Annotated in this window: 14 protein-coding genes; 10 read left to right on the plus strand and 4 right to left on the minus strand. The window is 52.2% G+C overall.

Annotated features, from left to right (window positions below):
- Window positions 1-7 precede the first annotated feature (7 nt).
- The 5 genes from AC0QH1_RS15605 (at window position 8) to AC0QH1_RS15625 (ending at window position 7,346) form a co-directional block, all read left to right on the plus strand.
- A complete protein-coding gene (locus AC0QH1_RS15605) occupies window positions 8-631 on the plus strand; it encodes a hypothetical protein (RefSeq protein ID WP_324632125.1) in 624 nt (207 codons plus the stop codon).
- 116 nt (window positions 632-747) lie between these two features.
- On the plus strand, window positions 748-4,542 hold the full coding sequence (locus AC0QH1_RS15610) for an ATP-dependent DNA helicase (RefSeq protein WP_324632126.1): 3,795 nt from the start codon (window positions 748-750) through the stop codon (window positions 4,540-4,542).
- Window positions 4,543-4,589: 47 nt separating this feature from the next.
- Window positions 4,590-5,453, plus strand: a complete 864-nt coding sequence (locus tag AC0QH1_RS15615) for a methyltransferase domain-containing protein (protein ID WP_324632127.1) — start codon at window positions 4,590-4,592, stop codon at window positions 5,451-5,453.
- A gap of 328 nt (window positions 5,454-5,781) precedes the next feature.
- Window positions 5,782-6,780 (plus strand): homogentisate phytyltransferase, encoded by a 999-nt coding sequence (locus tag AC0QH1_RS15620; RefSeq protein ID WP_324632128.1) that lies wholly within the window; start codon window positions 5,782-5,784, stop codon window positions 6,778-6,780.
- 68 nt (window positions 6,781-6,848) lie between these two features.
- Window positions 6,849-7,346 carry an ureidoglycolate lyase gene (locus AC0QH1_RS15625; protein ID WP_324632129.1) on the plus strand — a complete coding sequence of 166 codons (498 nt, stop codon included), beginning with the start codon at window positions 6,849-6,851 and terminating at the stop codon, window positions 7,344-7,346.
- 342 nt (window positions 7,347-7,688) lie between these two features.
- Here the strand turns inward: AC0QH1_RS15625 and AC0QH1_RS15630 are convergent, their stop codons facing one another.
- Entirely contained in the window at window positions 7,689-8,246 is a 558-nt protein-coding gene (locus AC0QH1_RS15630; protein ID WP_324632130.1) for a late competence development ComFB family protein, read from the minus strand.
- 210 nt (window positions 8,247-8,456) lie between these two features.
- Window positions 8,457-9,290, minus strand: coding sequence for a M23 family metallopeptidase (locus tag AC0QH1_RS15635; protein ID WP_324632140.1), 834 nt, complete (start codon window positions 9,288-9,290; stop codon window positions 8,457-8,459).
- 773 nt (window positions 9,291-10,063) lie between these two features.
- Here AC0QH1_RS15635 and AC0QH1_RS15640 point away from each other — a divergent pair.
- Window positions 10,064-12,406 carry a monovalent cation:proton antiporter family protein gene (locus tag AC0QH1_RS15640; RefSeq protein WP_324632131.1) on the plus strand — a complete coding sequence of 781 codons (2,343 nt, stop codon included), beginning with the start codon at window positions 10,064-10,066 and terminating at the stop codon, window positions 12,404-12,406.
- A 299-nt stretch (window positions 12,407-12,705) separates the two neighbouring features.
- On the opposite strand, the gene AC0QH1_RS15645 is transcribed toward AC0QH1_RS15640, so the two are convergent.
- On the minus strand, window positions 12,706-12,918 hold the full coding sequence (locus AC0QH1_RS15645; RefSeq protein ID WP_324632132.1) for an Hfq-related RNA-binding protein: 213 nt from the start codon (window positions 12,916-12,918) through the stop codon (window positions 12,706-12,708).
- 261 nt (window positions 12,919-13,179) lie between these two features.
- Between AC0QH1_RS15645 and dapF the strand changes: the two genes are divergently transcribed.
- Both dapF and AC0QH1_RS15655 read left to right on the plus strand, forming a co-directional pair.
- Window positions 13,180-14,043, plus strand: a complete 864-nt coding sequence (dapF, locus tag AC0QH1_RS15650; RefSeq protein ID WP_324632133.1) for a diaminopimelate epimerase — start codon at window positions 13,180-13,182, stop codon at window positions 14,041-14,043.
- A 55-nt stretch (window positions 14,044-14,098) separates the two neighbouring features.
- Entirely contained in the window at window positions 14,099-15,250 is a 1,152-nt protein-coding gene (locus AC0QH1_RS15655; protein ID WP_324632135.1) for a hypothetical protein, read from the plus strand.
- 82 nt (window positions 15,251-15,332) lie between these two features.
- On the opposite strand, the gene AC0QH1_RS15660 is transcribed toward AC0QH1_RS15655, so the two are convergent.
- Complete coding sequence (locus AC0QH1_RS15660) at window positions 15,333-17,012, minus strand: DUF1565 domain-containing protein (RefSeq protein WP_324632137.1); 1,680 nt, start codon at window positions 17,010-17,012, stop codon at window positions 15,333-15,335.
- Window positions 17,013-17,288: 276 nt separating this feature from the next.
- On the opposite strand from AC0QH1_RS15660, the gene AC0QH1_RS15665 reads away from it, so the two are divergent.
- Window positions 17,289-18,401 carry a thiamine phosphate synthase gene (locus AC0QH1_RS15665; protein WP_324632138.1) on the plus strand — a complete coding sequence of 371 codons (1,113 nt, stop codon included), beginning with the start codon at window positions 17,289-17,291 and terminating at the stop codon, window positions 18,399-18,401.
- Window positions 18,394-18,603 (plus strand): sulfur carrier protein ThiS, encoded by a 210-nt coding sequence (gene thiS / locus AC0QH1_RS15670; RefSeq protein WP_324632139.1) that lies wholly within the window; start codon window positions 18,394-18,396, stop codon window positions 18,601-18,603. The genes AC0QH1_RS15665 and thiS overlap by 8 nt, the downstream gene beginning before the upstream one ends.
- Window positions 18,604-18,824 lie beyond the last annotated feature (221 nt).

Consider the following 18,824-nt stretch of genomic DNA (forward strand, 5'->3'; position numbering starts at 1 on the left):
GTAATTAGTGACGCAATTGGTGGAACGCTTACCCCTGTTAAAACGCGCTGCCCAAACTGTTCTGACGCCCTCGCCAGAACCTCCCTCCCCCGCGAGTGTGGTTGAGGCACTGCTAGAGTGCGAAAAAGCAGCCAAAAAAAGCAAACAACGCTATGAATTTAAAGAGTTAATCGGCACTTGGCGCTTGTGTTTCATTACCGGAACCAAAAAAACGCGCCAGAGGGCAGGAATAGTCATGGGTTCTGGTCGCTATTTGCCGCGTTGGGTAAAAATTCAACTCTCTTATTCCCCCGCTACGGCATCAGAAGTCCCCGCCGAAACGGAAGCTATCGCGGGTCAAATGCACAATTTCGTTCAATTCGGTTCCTTACAGTTTGCCTTAACCGGGCCGGCCAAATTTCTCCCCGTAAAAAACATTCTCGCCTTCGATTTTACCCGCATGAGTGTAAAATGTTTTGGGATAAAATTGTACGATGGATTTATTCGCGGCGGCGAACAAAGCGAAGCGCAGTTTTATGGCAAACCCGTCAAAAATCAAGCATTTTTTGCTTATTTTCTGGTGACGCCAGAGGCGATCGCTGCCCGAGGACGCGGCGGAGGTTTGGCTCTGTGGGGGAAAGTAAATGACTAGGGAGTGCTTCCAAATTGTTAGAAAATGTACCGCCAAAAATTGTATTAAAATTAGAGATAAATTCTAGTGGGTAACGCCCAGCCCACAGCAGGTAACGAGTCAAGAGAAACCCTAACATGATGAATGCTGCTTCACGGTCTTTTTATCCCCTGCGCCATCTTTCGATTCGGGTTCCCTGGCATGATGCGGGATGGAATGGGACGGTTTGTAACAATCCGAAATTCAATGGGTCTTGTTTGAAATTAGATAATATTGCGCGGCATCGAAATGATGCGGCGGAAGATGTGGTGGCGGGGTTATCTCTCGAACAGTTGGAACCCCATCAATGGCCCTGTTGTATTGCCGAACGGGGTACCTTTATGGCACCATTTGAGTATGCGAGAAAGGTGCGACATCCTTATGTAGAAACTTCCCCCAAAACTCACGGTCATTTTGCCCCGACTCCCCTGCGACATCCTCCCTATTCCGCACCAGCCATTCCCTTTTTATGGCTTCGCAGGGAAAACTTAGAAGAATACAGTCGAATTTACGGTATTGATACCAATATCGAGTGGGAACCCACCTTGCCATTTAATACGGGTTGGGTGCAAGATTATCGCAATCATTCTGCAGTGTTAAATTGCTTTTACGGACATATCAAACCGCAACAGTCTCTTTGTTTTTTCTATGCGAAACAAGTGCCATTTGTAGAAGATTATCGCCGGGTGATTGTGGGCGTGGGGCGAGTGCTGCATATCGCGCCATTAAGCGAATATAACTATCACCAACCGGGGAAAATTCGCTCATTGGTTTGGGATAGATTGGTGCAGCATTCGATTCGTCCAGATTTTAAAGATGGGTTTTTGTTACCCTATCACGAAGCACTGAAATTTGCCGAAATCAACCCGGATTTTGACCCGGCAGAAATTGCGGCATTTGCACCGGATGACCGCATGGGAGAATTTTCCTACGCTACGGAACATGTGACCCATGATGGCGCGATCGCCAGTTTGCTCGCTTGTGCCGCCTCGTTAAACAAAGCCAAATTGTTTCTTCCCGGTCCTTGGGGGCGCTGTCTGAAGTGGATCGATACGCAACTGGCGCAAGTGTGGAAAATGCGCGGGCCTTGTCCGGGATTGGGGGCGGCATTATGTGCCTTTGGCGTGGAACTCGGCACCTTTGTAGCGCGAGAAATTGCCGCCAAACTATCAGAAAATGAAGACCCTTGGCCGCTAGTAGATTGCGTTTTTCGCGACCCAAAAACCCACTTACCGCCGGAACTATCCTCGCAAATTGGCAGCACCTTGCAAAGAACCTGGCAGGTGCTTCCGCCAGAACGGCGATCGCTGCTAAAATTGCTCAGTCGTTTAGAAATTACCCCAGATAAAGCCAGCTTGATTTACGTGCAAGAAGTGCGCGAGCAACATGGTATTTTTTGTCAAGATGCCGACTTGCTGAACAATCCCTATTTAGTTTACGAACTCACCCAAACTACCATCAATCCCGTCAGCGTTTGGACAGTCGATCGCGGCATTTTCCCCGACGACTGCATCCGCGAAAACCATCCGCTGCCCGAACCCTCTGCCTTAGATAGCGGTACGGACAAACGGCGAATTCGCTCTTTAACCGTAGAAATTCTAGAACAAGCCGCCAATACCGGACATACTTTATTGCCGGAAAAAGATGTTATTTTAAAAATTCGCGACCTGGACTTGGAACCGAGTTGCGATGTCAACCGAGATTTGATGAGCGTGGCGCAAGAAGGTTTCGCCTCCGCCATCGATATCGTGGAAATCGAAACCGCTGGTTGCGAATCGGATCCGCGCCGCAAAAAAGCCTATCAGCTCCATCGTCTCTCGCAGATGGGAAATGCGATTCGCAGAGCAGTCAATAAGCGGATTAAAGGCAAGCGTCATCAGATTCCTGCCGATTGGCGATCGCGCCTCGATGCCACCCTCGAAAGTGCGGAAGGAGTCGGCAAAGACGCCGTAACCGATGCCGCCGAAGAACGGGCCAGACAAGAAAAAGCCGCCGCCCTGAAAGAATTGGCAGAATCGCGCTTATCCGTGGCGATCGGTCCTGCCGGCACCGGCAAAACCACCCTGTTATCCGTCTTGTGCGGGCAACCAGACATTGCAGCCGGTGGCGTGTTGTTACTCGCCCCCACGGGCAAAGCGCGAGTGAGAATGGAACAAGCAGCAAAAGGCTTTAACTTAGAAGCTTATACTTTAGCCCAATTCCTCTATCGCTGCGGCAGATACGATACTCGCACTCAGCGCTATCACTTATCCGACAAACCCGCAAGGCATTACGCCCGCACGGTAATTGTGGATGAAGCTTCCATGCTTACCGAGGAAATGCTCGCCGCTTTGCTCGATGCCCTGAAAGGGGTTCATCGCCTGATTTTAGTCGGCGATCCGCGACAACTTCCCCCCATCGGTCCCGGGCGTCCCTTTGTGGATATTATCGCCAAACTCACTCCCGATAATGTAGAAACTATTTTTCCCCGCGTCGGTCCGGGTTATGCCGAATTAACCATCAGTCGTCGTCAAGGTGGATTAGAAACGGAAGATTTGCAATTAGCCAATTGGTTTAGCGGGCAATCTTTAGCCCCGGGAGAAGATGAAATCTTCGATACGGTGGTCAAATCCGGCAAATCCGAGCGCGTGCGCTTGGTTCAGTGGCAAACCCCAGAGGAATTTAAAGACCGCTTGCTGGAAGTGCTGGTGGAAGAATTGCACCTAGAAAGCAGTCAAGATATCCAAGGATTCGACCGCTCTTTAGGAGGCAAACCGCGCGGCGATTACACCTATTTTAATTTAGGCGCGGCGAATCAAGCCGAAGCATGGCAAATCTTATCCCCCGTGCGCGGTTTATCTCATGGCGTCTCGGAAATTAATCGCTTAATTCACCAGCGCTTTAAATTCAAAGCAGTGGAATTGGCGCGGCAGAAATATCGCCGGATTCCCCAACCGTTAGGCGCGGAAGAAATCGTCTATGGAGATAAAGTAATTAATGCCATCAATCACTCGCGCAGTGGCAAAAAAGTTTATCCGAAAGAAGGCGCAACCGGATATATTGCCAATGGGGAAATAGGCATCGCGATCGGTCAGTTTAAAACCCGAAAAATGCGCGGATTGCCTTGGTTGCTTAAAGTCGAATTTGCCTCTCAACCGGGGTTTCAATATGATTTTAGCAAGGGCGACTTTAATGAAGAGTTCAATAACACCTTAGAATTGGCCTATTGCTTGACAATTCATAAGTCCCAAGGGAGCGAATTTGATTTGGTCTTGTTGGTGTTGCCTAATCCCTGTCGGTTGCTGTCTCGAGAGCTGCTTTATACCGCCCTGACGCGCCAGCGAGAGCGGGTGGTGATTTTACATCAAGGCGATCGCGCTGACCTAAAACGATATGCATCCGATGCCCTTTCCGATACCGCCCGTCGCCTGACCAATTTGTTTCACATTCCCCATCCGGTGGAGGTGTTTTTTACCACCGCAGTGGGTCAAACCCAAGTGGAAAAAACGGAAAGTCGGTTTTTAGAAGACCGCCTGATTCATCGCACGATTCGCGGGGAAGCAGTGAGGTCTCATTCGGAAGTCACCATTGCCAATCGATTGGCGGCTCATCAGTTAGAATACACTTACGAAAAGCCTCTAACTATTGGCAACAGTACCAAATACCCCGATTTTACCCTGGAAGATGACGAAAGCGGCATCAGCTATTATTGGGAACACTGCGGCGTTTTCAACGACCCCGCGTATCAAGTCCGCTGGCATGATAAGCTCGAATGGTATCGCCACCATGATATTTTACCCTATGAAGAAGGCGGCGGCGATCGCGGCACCTTAATTGTCACCCGCGACAAGGAAAATGGCGGGATTTCAGCGGCGGAAATCAACCGCACCATCCAAGCGGCGATCGCACCCTAAATCCCGCGCGCTTCCTCCACTTCTCTAGTCCTCATTTATTCTTTGTTATGACCTCCAACTTGTACGAAAAAATCCAGCAATTTTACGATTCTTCCTCCGGTTTATGGGAACAAATCTGGGGGGAACACATGCACCACGGCTATTATGGCCCAAATGGCGATCGCCAAATCGAGCGGCGACAGGCTCAGATCGATTTAATCGAAGAATTGCTCCACTGGACCGAAGACAACTTGTCTCGCAATCTCTCCGAAACGGTATCCAACATTCTCGATGTCGGTTGTGGAATTGGCGGCAGTTCTTTGTATCTGTCGCAAAAATTTAACGCCACCGCCACCGGAATTACCCTCAGTCCCGTGCAAGCATCTCGCGCCACCCAACGGGCCGAATCTGCCAATCTTCCCTGCAATTTCCAAGTCGCCAATGCGTTAGAAATGCCCTTTGCCGATAATTCTTTTGACTTAGTATGGTCCTTAGAAAGCGGCGAACATATGCCGAATAAAAAGCAGTTTTTGCAAGAATGCTATCGGGTACTCAATCCTGGCGGAACCTTGATTTTGGCCACCTGGTGTCATCGTCCCGTCACCCCTCCCGCCCCGCCATTGAGCGAAAAAGAGCGGCGACATCTCATCGAAATTTATCGGGTTTATTACTTGCCTTACGTGATTTCTCTGCCCGAATATGAGGCGATCGCGCATCAGAGTGGTTTCCAAAATATTCACACTGCAGATTGGTCTGCGGCGGTAGCTCCCTTTTGGGATATCGTGATTGATTCGGCATTCGACCCCAGTGCTATTTTTGGCTTATTATTCTCCGGTTGGGACACCATTCGCGGCGCGCTCTCTCTCGGTCTGATGAGCGAAGGGTACAAAAGCGGTTTGGTGCGCTACGGTTTAATTTGTGCTAGTAAATAAAGTATAATTTAAACCCCCCTGCTACTGACTCGTTCCTAGGCTCTGCCTGGGAACGCCTCCCCCGAGGCTCTGCCTCGTAAAGTATAACACAATCGCCCCTGCTAGGCTCACTTAAAATAAAACCCAAACTTCCCAAAAAGTTATCTGTAAACCAGCAGCCACGGCAGTATTTCACTCTCCCGCGTTTTGCAGGCAATCCAGACGCAATCTGATGCCCAAATTCAGCCGAAAACCACAATCGGGGGAATTTTTCCCCGGAAAATCCGGTAAGATAGACCTTGGCAATTCAGCTCAATCGTCCACCCTTAACCTACTATTAAAAGTGAAGATGAGCCAATCTTCTGTTTCGCAAACCAATTTAGTCCAACAGTATGCCCCGTGGCTTTATTCCTTCTGGAAATTTTCCCGCCCGCATACGATTATCGGCACCAGTTTGAGCGTTTTCGGACTCTACGCGATCGCCATCGCCCTCTCGGAAACTGCGGTCACTTTCGTGGATTCTCTGCCTGTGCTAGGCACTTGGATTGCTTGTCTGTGCGGCAATGTGTATATTGTGGGACTCAATCAACTCGAAGATATCGAAATCGATCGCATTAATAAACCGCATTTGCCCGTAGCGGCGGGGGAATATTCTCTGCGCCAAGGACAAGTCATCGTCGCGATCGCGGGAATTTTAGCCGTAGTGTTGGCGCTGGTACAAGGCCCGTGGTTGCTAGCCACCGTGGGCATTAGTTTGACCCTGGGAACCGCTTACTCTTTACCGCCAATTCGCTTAAAGCGCTTTCCCTTTTGGGCCTCTTTTTGCATTTTTACCGTGCGCGGCGTGGTGGTTAATTTAGGCTTGTTTTTGCACGGGATTTGGGTGCTTTCTCAGGACAAAACCGGAGAATTGTGGTTCACCCATCTCGCGCAAATGCCGCCAATTCGGCTCTCTATCCCGCCATCGGTGTGGGCGCTGACCCTGTTTGTGCTGGGATTTACCTTCGCAATCGCGATTTTCAAAGATATCCCCGACATCGAAGGGGATAAGCAGTACAATATCAGCACCTTTACCATTCGCCTGGGCACGCGATCGGTCTTTGAATTAGCCCGCTGGACGATAACCGTTTGTTATCTGGCGATCGCACTTTTCGGACTGCTGCGATCGCCGGGCGTTAATCCCATTTTTCTCGGCATTTCCCATATAATTGCCTTGGCTTTATTGTGGTGGCGCACGCAACAAGTGGATTTAAGCAATAAACTGCAAATTGCCAGTTGCTATCAATTTATTTGGAAGCTGTTTTTTGTGGAATATATTATTTTCCCTCTGGCTTGTTTGCTCGCTTGAACCGATATTTTTTCCTCGGTTTAAAAAAAAGAAACTGCCCACTAGAAGTTGTTAGTAGGAATGCAGGAATGACGGAATCGAAAACCCTTCGACAATTGCCCGCCCAATGGGTAACGCCAGAAAACTTCCAAGATTACGGACAAGTGATTTTTCCCGCTTCCGATGGCGAACCCGATCCGAACAATGAGGCGCAGTTAAACCTCGAAAACGGCACGCCGCGACTTTATATCATGCGCCTGGATTGCAGAGGGCGAAAATTTCACCAGATCGCCCGCCACGTGGAATGCACTCAATGTTTGGGGGCGCGAGAAGGGAAAGACTGGTTCATTGCCGTTGCCCCTCCGAGTCAGGGCGATCGCCCGGATCTCGATCGCCTAATGGCATTTCGCATTCCCGGCGATTGCTTTATCAAATTAGAAATGGGCACTTGGCACGCCGGTCCATATTTCGATTGGGACGCGATGGATTTCTATAACTTGGAACTCACCGACACCAATATCGTGGACTTTGGTACCTACAACTTTAAAACCCAAGACAATCTCGAGTTTGAAATTGTCTTATCTTAACGGTTTTAAATCCCGTTGGATATCCCCATATTGTCCCGAAAAAGCAGTGCCGTTGTCCTCGATTATAAGGGCAGAATTTAGGGTGAAAAACCGAGATAAACGGCGGCCCAGTTGTGGTTAAATGGAGGAGAGGTTTACGGTCAATTTGGCCAACGGTGGTGTGGGAATCGGCGACACAAAAGCACAGATACGCCCGCCATCGAACCGCGAGCGTAAAACATTTAAAGACGCCCTAGGGAGGGCGTCTTGGCGAAAACAGCGGCACCGTAGGAGGGAGTAGTCTGCCCCCATCCGAGGAGATGCTTGACCACCCAATCCGTCAACGGCTGGTTTTAATAGAAACTAGGTAGAACCCGGGGTATTGGGTTGTGCTTCATAGTTAGAAGCATAGGTTTGTAACAAGCTGCTGACTTGGGAAAGCACTTCCTTGCCAGAACTTTTGCCTAACGCCACCCGTTCCGGGAAAAATTCCGGGCGGTCCAGGTTGCGCGCGATCGCCTCATCCACTTGTTGAGCGATTAGTCCTTGCAATTCCTCCTTCGCCCTAGAACGCTGGTAGTTCGCACCTTCTTCCGTCGTTGCATAAAGCGGCGGGAGTCGGTTGAGCGCGTAGGCGGCGATATCCCCCACATCCAGAGTGCGATCGCTAGTCGCCTCAATTTCTGCGACCCGGGCGATCGCTTCGGAGAGGACCAACTCTTCCATCACGTTAATAAACTGCTTGCGTGGTAGAACCACCACTTCCCCAGTCAACAGGGATCCCATCAGGCGATCTAGAGCCATGTACTCTTCGATAGAAAGTTCCGAGGCGGTATTGCAAATTCTTCCCACCTCCGCTTCCATCGCTGGCGTCAGATATCCATCCTGTAGTGCCTGTTCGACTATTTTTTCGATACTCATAATGCCTCTGCTGCTCCACGGCACTGTCTTCATTTGACCTGAGATTTTAACTCCCCGGCTCGCGCCCGATCGTGCTTTTCCCGGTCAAAAGGGCAATCATTGATTGATTTTGCCCTACAATCCGCCTGAAAATCAATCTAACTCCAGAAAAAAGCCTTTTTCTGCCCTTGGGGGTATGCCAGTGGCTCATTCCAGAATGGGCGATCGCAGTTATTCGACTCCCTCAAATCGCCACGGAACCGGATCCACAGCTTTTCCATGCACGTACAATCCCCAGTGTAAATGAGGTCCAGTGGAAGCGCCGGTAGAACCCACCCCACCAATGACCTCACCGGCCCGTACCATCTGACCCTCTCGAACGTCTATGCGATTCAAGTGCAGCATGATACTGGTCACGCCTTGCCCGTGGTCAATCCCCACGGTATTGCCGTGAATTTCAAAGCCGTCCGATTCTCGTCCCACCAACGCGATGCGACCTGCCGCTGGAGCCACCACCGGCGAACCATATCCACCCGCATAGTCTACACCGCGATGGTAATAGTTTTCTGCGAATACACCATTATAATAGCGGCGAACGCCGTAAATCGTCGTTACCGTCCCCCCATTCGGGCGCAGCAACGGACCGTTCCAAAACCGTTCTGGCGTCACCAGAGCTTTAAATTCCGCCACCCGGTCGAATTCATAGTCCGTACCTTGCAGGTCATCCTTACCCGGAGGAAGCCAAATCGATTGCGTGGGAAAGTCGCGATCGCTCACCCACACCGCAATATTGCGCGTTTGCCCTTCCCCACTCACCTGAATCACCCAACGTCCCGGGCGATCCAGCGGCGTGGTCGGCACTAGCGCCCGAAAGCGGTTCGCCCCCACGGCAAATGCCTCAATCTCGTCCTCTTGCGCCAAAACCTGAGGAATGTCTCCCCCACTGTTTTCCGTCTCGATGCTCACCGAGAGGGTATCCCCCAGTTGCGGATTCGTGGGACTCACCCGCACCTCTAGCGATCGCACCGGTTCTGCGATCGCCAACACTAACGAAAAAGCCAACATTAAAAAATTAGCCTTCGGACTTTTTCTCGGCAATTGACCTGTGGGTTTGGCCGGTCTGGAAAACCACCCGCGCCATCCATTCCTTACCGATTCCTCGTAATGCAGCTTCTCGATCATCGTTCAGTTCGCCTTTTCCATATTTGCTCGCTAGCCTAGGTGAAAAGTGGAATCTGTTTCCAATGGAGTTCCTCGGATTTGGCACCCCAATGGTACCGTTTTCAATGGCTTTATCCGCCAAAGAAGAAAACTCCTAAATTTTACCACGATCGCTCCCGTTTCAAAAGCGATCGATTCCCTCGGTCAAAACCCGATCGCAACAGTGGCAATCTCGGCAATCTTCTCTGGACAATGTTCCCGAAAAACCCACTTCAAAAACGGCGTTCCACCACCCTGTCTAGCGCCTTATCTTACAAATTTCGTCCCAATCTGTCGGGAAAAATCGAGGGGTTCAAATTTTCCCTTTTTCCCTGGAAAACCCGCTAAAAATCTCTCTTTCCCCGAGGTACAAACTGGACAAGCATCAGTTTGCTCCGAGGCCATATCCTCCCCAGTGGGATTTACCCCTCATTCACCCCCCACCCATCGGCGATCGCGCTTTCCATCCCCCACCAGAACTTGCCACCCCCGAACACCTCCCCAGGGCAATCTTCCCTTTCTACCACCCTACACCCCCAGAGCGATTCCACATTTGTGCCCCACCCTCCCCATCGCCAAAAAATCGTTATCCTAAACTGTTATAGACCCTCCTATTTCCTCTCAATTTTAAAATAACCGTGCAAGAAGACTTCAGACTCATCCTCGACTTAGTAACCATGCTGGGTGCCGCCGCTGTAGGTGGATTGTTCGCCTCCATCCTGCGCCAACCCGCAATCCTCGGCTATTTACTCGGCGGGATAGTCGTCGGTCCGGCGGGTCTGGGATTGATAAAAGAACTCATTCAAGTAGAAACCCTGGCTCAATTTGGGGTCGCCTTATTACTCTTTGCCCTCGGCGTTGAATTTTCCCTAGCAGAACTGAGAAAAGTAAAATTTATCAGTCTCGGCGGCGGTGGAGCGCAAATTACCCTCACCATCGCCGTCACCAGCGTTATTTCGGTAGTGATGGGGTGGTGTACCTCCTGGACCCAAGGCATCTTCTTAGGCGCGATTTTATCCCTCTCCTCCACCGCCGTAGTCCTCAAATGCCTGATGGAACGCAACGAAACCGACACCCCCCACGGGCAAGTGATGTTGGGCATATTAGTGGTGCAAGACCTAGCATTAGGGCTGATGTTGGCCGTGTTACCGGCATTGAACGAACCCGCAGAAGCCATTGGAATGGCAGTAGTTTCGGCATTGCTGCGAATCGGACTGTTTGCCGCCGGCGCGATCGCCTTCGGCACCTTAGTCGTCCCCCGCTTGCTGCGCCTCCTGGCTAAAACTGAAAGCCGCGAATTATTTCTCCTCGGCGTGGTGGCATTATGTCTGTCCATTGCCTTAGTGACTTACTATCTTGGCTTTTCCATTGAAATGGGCGCATTTGTCGCCGGGTTGATGATTTCAGAAGTGGAATATGCGGACCAAACCCTCACCTATGTAGAACCCTTGCGAGATATTTTTGCCGCCCTGTTTTTTGTTTCCGTGGGCATGCTCATCGACCCCGTGTTTTTATGGAACCATTGGGAACTGATTTTAGAATTGGTATTTTTGGTATTGGTGGGCAAATGCGCCATCGTTACCCCCGTGGTCAGAGCGTTTGGCTATCCCCTGCGGACTTCATTGTTAGCGGGGTTGGGACTGGCGCAAATCGGGGAATTCTCCTTCGTCCTCACCGCCCAGGGACAGGCGATCGGGTTAGTGCCCCGGTCGGTTTATTTGTTGATTTTGGGCACCACTGCTGTCACCTTGGTGGTGACGCCGTTTGTCTTGCGCCTGATGCCGCAAGTTCTCAACTGGGCGGAAACCGTCCCTTGCCTGAGTTGGTTTTTTGAAGAAACCAGCAGCCCCGTGGCGGCTTCTGAAGAGTTGCCCAGACAAAATCACGTGGTAGTCTGCGGTTACGGGCGCGTGGGTCGCAATGTGGTGCAATTACTGCAAGCCCATGATTATCCCTGTGTGGCGATCGATTTATCGGAACGGGCAATTCAGCAACTCCGGACCGCAGGAATTCCCTATATTTACGGCAATGCGGCTTCTTTACACGTGCTAGAAGCGGCAGGGGTCGATCGCGCCTGTACCCTGGCGATCGCCCTTCCCGACCCCATGAGTACCCGCCTTTGCCTCAAGCGCGCCCTGGAACTATCCCCGGATCTCGATGTGGTGGTCCAGGCGAATCAAGTCCACGATATCGAACTGCTTTATCAGCTTGGGGCCTCGGAAGTGGTGCAATCCCAATTTGAGGTCAGTTTGGAACTGACGACTCATCTGTTACTCGCGATCGGTCTGCCCCTTCCCGCTATCCGCCGCGATGTGGAGCAAATTCGCAATCACCACTATCTGGATTTTCGCCCCTCGCGCAGCGCCGCTCAGATTTCTCGCGAATTGCAAGTGGCTGCATCGGATCTCAATAGCAAATGGTACGCTTTGCCAGATGGGTCTCCCCTCGCCGGCATGACTTTGGAGCAAACGGACCTGCGCCGCATCAGCGGCGTCAGCTTAATGGCAATTCGCCGCGCCGATGGGGAAGAAATCGACTACCCGGATTCTCATACCCCGTTGGAAGCAGGGGATAAGTTTCTCGTGGTGGGAGAACCGGAAGAACTGACCATTTTAGAGCAGTTGGCCCGAGGAGAAGTGGCGCTTCCGAAAGAGAATACCTCCTGTCAGTGGCTTCACGTCCCCGAGGAGAGTCCGGCCCCGGGCAAAACCCTGTCTGAGTTGGATTGGCGGCGCGAGTATGACCTGCAGGTGCAGGCGATTCGTCGCGAAGGTCATTTCATTCGCTTTCCCCACGGTGGGACCACTCTCCAGGCCGGCGATCGCCTCCTGGTTGTCGGTAAGCTTTTGTCTCTCAAACGCCTCCAGCGCTGGCTGTGCCCTAACGCCGATTCTTCCCCTTCTACTTCTACCCCAGTGGCAATGGCTAAAGCACAAATTAGCGAAACTGTCAAGGAAATTATCTCTTCCGATCCGGGTTAATGGGGCGAAAAAAACTCCTCTGAAACCGGGTGAGCGCTTCTCCCTCGTCGGTGAAAAAGCCTCGCGTTCGATTGAAAAAAGCGCGAGCTAGAAGCTCGCACTCCTGTTTTACCTAATTTAAACCTGCTCGATTGTCAGCATGATTCGGTGCAATTTTCTCTGCTTTATTCTGAAAAAATTGCCGAGGGTGAAGTCTATAAAACTCGATAATCAAGCATCAGAAATGCGGGGAATCTCTGGCGTTAAACTGTTGCGTAGCCCTCGGGAGTCGAACCCCTTTCGGTTCATCCAGAAAAGGGTCAGGACTTAGGCTTGAGATAAACAATGGATTGTCGCCAGACAATGGTCTGCTGGTCGTAATGATCCAACAGGGAAATGCACTCTTTATCCTGCCAATAAATTTTGCCAGCCAGCAAATCTCCGGTGCTGAGTTTGAGTTCCACCTCTTTTTTGTCTTTAATGATATTTTGAACTTGGCGAATGCTGGGTAGGTTAATATCGAAATCAGTCATAATCTAGATCGTTCCTATGGCTTGTGGATTGGAAAACGCGAAATAACGCGATCGCTCCGGGCAGGGAAAAGCCGAGACATTCGCGATCGCTTCATATCCGCGATCGAATGCGTCAGCATATTCCCCCGTCCCGGCGAACCTTGCCTGCCAGATTCAGCCGGGGGGTCGAAACCTGGCAAGTCAGTCTAACCTTTAACGGAGACTTTACAGTAAAATTAGGAATTCGCAATCACGCAGATCTCAACGGACAGCACAGACACAATGACAATCGAGTTTATCAAATACCAGGGTCTTGGAAATGACTTCATTGTGATGGACAATCGTCACAGTTGCGACCCCATGATAACCCCCGAGCAGGCGCGTCAGCTATGCGATCGCAATTTTGGCATCGGGGCCGATGGGGTAATTTTTGCCCTCCCCGCCACCGGATCCGACACGGACTACACCATGCGGATTTTTAATTCCGATGGGTCAGAACCGGAAATGTGCGGCAATGGAATCCGCTGCCTTGCGCGCTTCTTGGCCGATTTAGAAGCCACCTCAGACCCCGGGAGTGCCGCCCAAGCGCCGAAAAAATATCGCATCCATACCCTCGCCGGGGCGATCGCCCCCCAATTTGACCCGAGCACCGGACTTGTCACCGTGGATATGGGAATGCCCCGCCTTCTCGCCGAGGAAATCCCCACGACCCTAACCCCCCCGGGAGAAAAAGCGATCGCAGTTCCCTTGGAAGTGGCCAGCCAAACCTGGACCGTCACTTGTGTCAGCATGGGCAACCCCCACTGCATTACCTTTGTAGAAGATGTGGACGCCATCCCCCTGGCACAGATAGGTCCACAATTCGAGCATCATCCCGCTTTCCCCAAACGCACCAATACCGAATTCATTCAGGTGATTGCACCGGGACACCTAAAAATGCGAGTCTGGGAAAGAGGCGCTGGGGCAACCCTCGCCTGCGGCACCGGTGCTTGTGCGTCCCTGGTGGCCGGCGTGCTCAACCAACGGTGCGATCGCAAGGCAACCCTGGAACTCCCCGGTGGCTCTTTAATCGTGGAATGGTCCGCGTCCGATGAACGGCTTTACATGACAGGCCCGGCTGAGCGCGTCTTCTCGGGCAGGATCTAACTGGATTTTTCTATAAAAACCGTAAAGCCAAACCAATCAATAAGGGAGAAAATGAATGGGTGGAGGCATTTACCTCATTCAAGATGACGATCGGCTTGTGGAAATGATCGAACAAGCCTATGACACCGAAGATCGACTGCAAGAATTACTGGAAAAATACCCCAACCTGGTGGCCGGCGACCAAATCGATCGCGCCACCCCCCGTCAGTGGTTATTGATTTCCCGGGAAATGCCACTTCCCTCGGATGACGAAGCGGATGGGCGGTGGTCCTTCGAGCATCTGTTTCTCGACCAAAACGCCATCCCCACCCTGGTGGAAGTCAAAAGCTCTCCAGAAACCCGCTTCCGACGCGAAATTGTCGGTCAAATGCTCGACTATGCCGCCAATGTGCTGATTTACTGGCCCCTCGAATCTATCATCGCCCAGTTTGAATCCAATTGCAGAGATGTAGACCGCGATCCCGAACAGGTTTTTGAGGAATTTCTCGGCTCTGATGCCAATGAAGAACGCTTCTGGCAAAAGGTGAAAACCAACCTGCAAGCCGGCAAACTTCGCTTGGTGTTCGTTGCCGAAGAGATTCCGCCGGAACTTCGTCGAGTGGTGGAATTCCTCAACGAACAACTCGACCCTACAGAAGTATTGGCGGTTGAAATCAAACAATACGTCAGCCAAGATGGTCTCAAAACCCTGGTTCCCCGGGTCATCGGTCAAACCGCTGAAGCCCAACAGAAAAAAGCCAGCGCCACTCGGGAAAGACGGCGATGGGATGAAGAGTCATTCTTTTACGAGTTTGAAACCCGACAAGGGTATGAAGAAGCGCAAATGGCGCGCAAGATTCATCAATGGGCGCGGCGCAAAGAACCCACCATTGAGGTGGTATGGGGCACCGGGGATATTTATGGCGGTTTTGCCGCCAAGTTAAAGCAAAAAGGACGCAAGCCTTTTTCTCTGTTTACCGTGGGCATTTCGGGGGAATTCGTGATTTCCAGCAGCAGTTATGCCTCTCAGCCCCCCTTTGATGAGGAAGACCACTGGCACGAGTTGCGATCGCGCTTTAGTTCCGTGGGTTTGTCTCTCCCCGCCGATCCCGCGGAAACCCGGGTGCCCAGTTTCCGCTTGTCTACCCTGCAAGATGACAGCGCTCTGGAAAAGGTGCTCGAAACCTTTGAGTGGGTGGTGGAGCAAATTCAATCCTCCAACCCCTAAGTGGCATCGGCTTTTCCTTGCTCCACCCCCGCCAGGTTCATTCGGACGCCGAACCTCCCTCCGGGGAGGCGTTCGAGCGGGATTATTGAATATCTAACACAATCCCTCTCAATCCGTTGCGCTCGAGCCGTTCCATCATTTCGTCTACTTTATCTTGGGTAGCAAAGGCTCCCACTTGCATCACCATCCGCCCGTTGATTCGGGTGCGAAAGGCATCCGGAACCACCCGCCGCACCCGGGCGCGTTCCCGGGAACTGCTGGCTTCCACAATCACCCGGTAGCGAAGTCCCAAGGTGGCGGCATAGCTGGGCGGCGGCGGCGGTCCGTCGGTGCTGGCAGTGCGGGTATCTCCCACATCTGGCACGCTACTCCCCCCATTGCCAATCGGCGCGTTGGGGTCGGGCACCGGTAGCAGGCTGGGTAAGGTGTCGCCGGGACGATTGCCAATTTGAGGATTTGAATTTTGCCGGGTCGGCGGCGGTGGCGCGGTGGACGCAGCACTGTTCTGCGGCGGCGGAACGGGGATTTCTATGGCATTCTCGGCGGTGGGCACCGGAAGGCTGACGGCAGCCGGTGCCGGGTCGGATTGCGGCGCTATGGCACTGGGCGCGGGAAAGGAAGAGGTGGACGGCGGTTCTGGCGCAGGGGCAGGAACGGGACGCGGCGGCGGTATGGGACGCGGCGGTTCGTTGCGCGCCACGGTGGTTTCCAGTTGCGGATCGATCGCCCCGTTTAAGTCTAAGCGCCCTGCAGTGCGATCGCTGGCAACTTCGTTTCCAAATGCCGGAATAATTTCTCCGGTGGCGCTCACGTTAATGTCTAACTCTCCATTATAGCGCACCACATTGCCCCCAGGTTCGGCAGTGGTTCCCAAGTTCGGACGGGAAGACCCCACCGCCACAACTCCATGCTCTCGATTTCGCTCGATGCGATTGTTCCGCAATATCGGTTTCGCTTCACCGTGAATCACCACTCCATCTCGATTGTCGGTAATTTGATTCCCAATCAACAGCGGTTGGGCTTCTCCGCCAACGTTGATGCCAAATCCGGTGCGCTCTACGATGTTATCGCGCACTTCTGCCCGCGCTGTGCCATAAATTGTCATGCCATTGGCCCCATTTTGCACGAAATGATTCTCGCGAATCGTCGGGGTGGCATCCCCCACCACGGAAATCCCATCATGGCCATTTCCGGTAAAGGTGTTCTGCATCACCGCGATCGCCGTGGATTCTATCCACAACCCATACCCGCGCTGGTGGGGGTTCCTCACGGTAACACCAGACAAACTGGTTCCATTCGCCGCCACGATCGCTACATTTTGACTGGCTGAACTTCGACTGAGGTAATTCCCTCCCCCCTCAATCGTGATTCCCTCTCCCCTTTTGTCTGGATTCCCTTTAATCCGCACCTGGGGTTTGAGCATTAAGGGAAACCGTTCCCCATTCTCGGGAGTGTAAGTCCCCGGAGCGAGTACGATTTCAGTGTTGGGTTTGGCTTGTCGCAATGCCTGGGTAATGGTTTTGAACGGCTGGTTTTCACTTCCGTCCCCCGTCTGGTCATTCCCACTGCTAGGATTGACAAACAAGGAGCTGACTTCGGCTTGCTCCTCGGTGCCATCGCTCTGCGCGATCCCCTGCGGCGGTGCCATCTGCGCCCATGCAGCGGGCCAGTGCAGCCAAAATAATGCTGTGGTGGCAACTCCCAAGCGGATTAACTTGCCACTCGGGTTGAGTTGAGATCGAATGGGGTTGATGAAACTCACGACTCTCCTCCAATTTTGAGTTGAACGTTTCGCCAAAACTATTTCCCGTTTCTTGATGGGGACAGGGTTGGGGGTCAACCGATCGCCCGGTGGGGTTTTACCCTCGCACCCGCGAACCGGTTGATTTTTTATGTCAAAATAATTTAATCCCTGAAAATAGATAAAAAAATCTCGGTCTATAAGAACAAATTTACCTCATTACAGTTGATGGATCTTCACTCGGCTAGAAAATGTCAAACTTGATGCTTACCACCGAACAAATGAATGGGGGTTGCAATGGGTGAAAAACACAGCGGTCTCGCTAAGGTGCCGGAGTTCGTTACTCCACAGGCACAGCCCGCGCTTTGCCGCATTTTAGATGCGAATTTAGACCGCGCTCGCGAAGGCTTGCGAATTCTCGAAGAATGGTGTCGCTTTGGCCTCGAAAGCGGTTCCCTGGCTAATGAATGCAAGGAGATGCGCCAGGAACTCGGGCGCTGGCATAGTCCGGAATTGCGGGCGGCCCGCAATACCCCCGGAGATCCGGGCACGGATCTGACTCATCCAATGGAAGAACGGCGCGAAAGCATTCATACCCTATTACAGGCGAATTTCTGCCGAGTGCAAGAAGCCCTGCGCGTGCTGGAAGAATACGGCAAGCTTTATCACCCGCAAATGGGTGGGTTGTTTAAGCAGATGCGCTATCAGGTTTATTCCCTGGAAAGCTATTTATTGGCTTACCGCCGTCGTCAGCAACTCGAGCGCGCTCAGTTGTATTTGGTCACCTCCGTTAGCGATCGCTTGTTCTCGATTATAGAAGCAGCGGTAGAGGGCGGCTTAACTTTAGTTCAGTACCGTGACAAAAATACAAATGACGCTCAACGCCTCCGGAATGCTGAAAAACTTCGCGAAATCTGTCACGATTACGGGGCGCTGTTTATTATGAACGATCGCGTGGACCTGGCTTTGGCTGTAGATGCTGATGGCGTCCATCTCGGTCAAGATGATGTTCCCACTTCCCTAGCTCGTCAGCTCCTCGGTCCTCACCGCTTGATCGGTCGCTCGACCACCAATCCGGAAGAAATGGAACGGGCGATCGCTGAAGGGGTGGACTATATTGGGGTCGGTCCGGTTTACGAAACCCCCACCAAGGAAGGCAAACCACCTACGGGTTTATCTTATGTCAGATACGCGGCGGAAAATTCGCCGATTCCTTGGTTCGCGATCGGCGGAATCGATATGCACAATCTCAATGAAGTCCTCGACTCCGGTGCCGATCGCGTGGCTGTGGTGCGCGCCATTATGGAGGCGGAACAACCCACGTTGGTCACTCAGTATTTCCTCTCGCAAATTACTCGCATCCAAAACCTGAAAGCTCTCGAAGAACGTCACCCTCAGTCTCATGTCTGAAATCTCGCTTCACGTTAATGGCGAACCTCGCAGTTGCCCCCCAGGAACCTCTGTGCCTCAATTCCTGGAACTCATCGGCTTGAATCCCCGTTTGGTGGCGGTGGAGTACAATGGCGAAATCCTCCACCGCCAATTCTGGAGCGAAACGGAAATTCAACCGGGCGATCGCCTCGAAATCGTTACCATCGTCGGTGGCGGCTAGTCGTCCCTCCCCATCTTCCACCCTGGGGGAGGCAATTTGCTTGGGAGTTGTCCGTTCTCTATCTCGGTTTTTTCACCCCAGGTTCGGTAATTCTCCCCGGAATCCTTCGTCAGCCCGATGTCTGCTTTGCGAAGAAAGCGATACATTAGCTTCTCGGCGGGAAGCCCCGCGCTCTACCCGTGCTTGGTGAGCGTCGGGATGAGAGCCAGGGGAAATGGAGG

This window comes from Phormidium sp. CCY1219 (assembly GCF_055795085.1).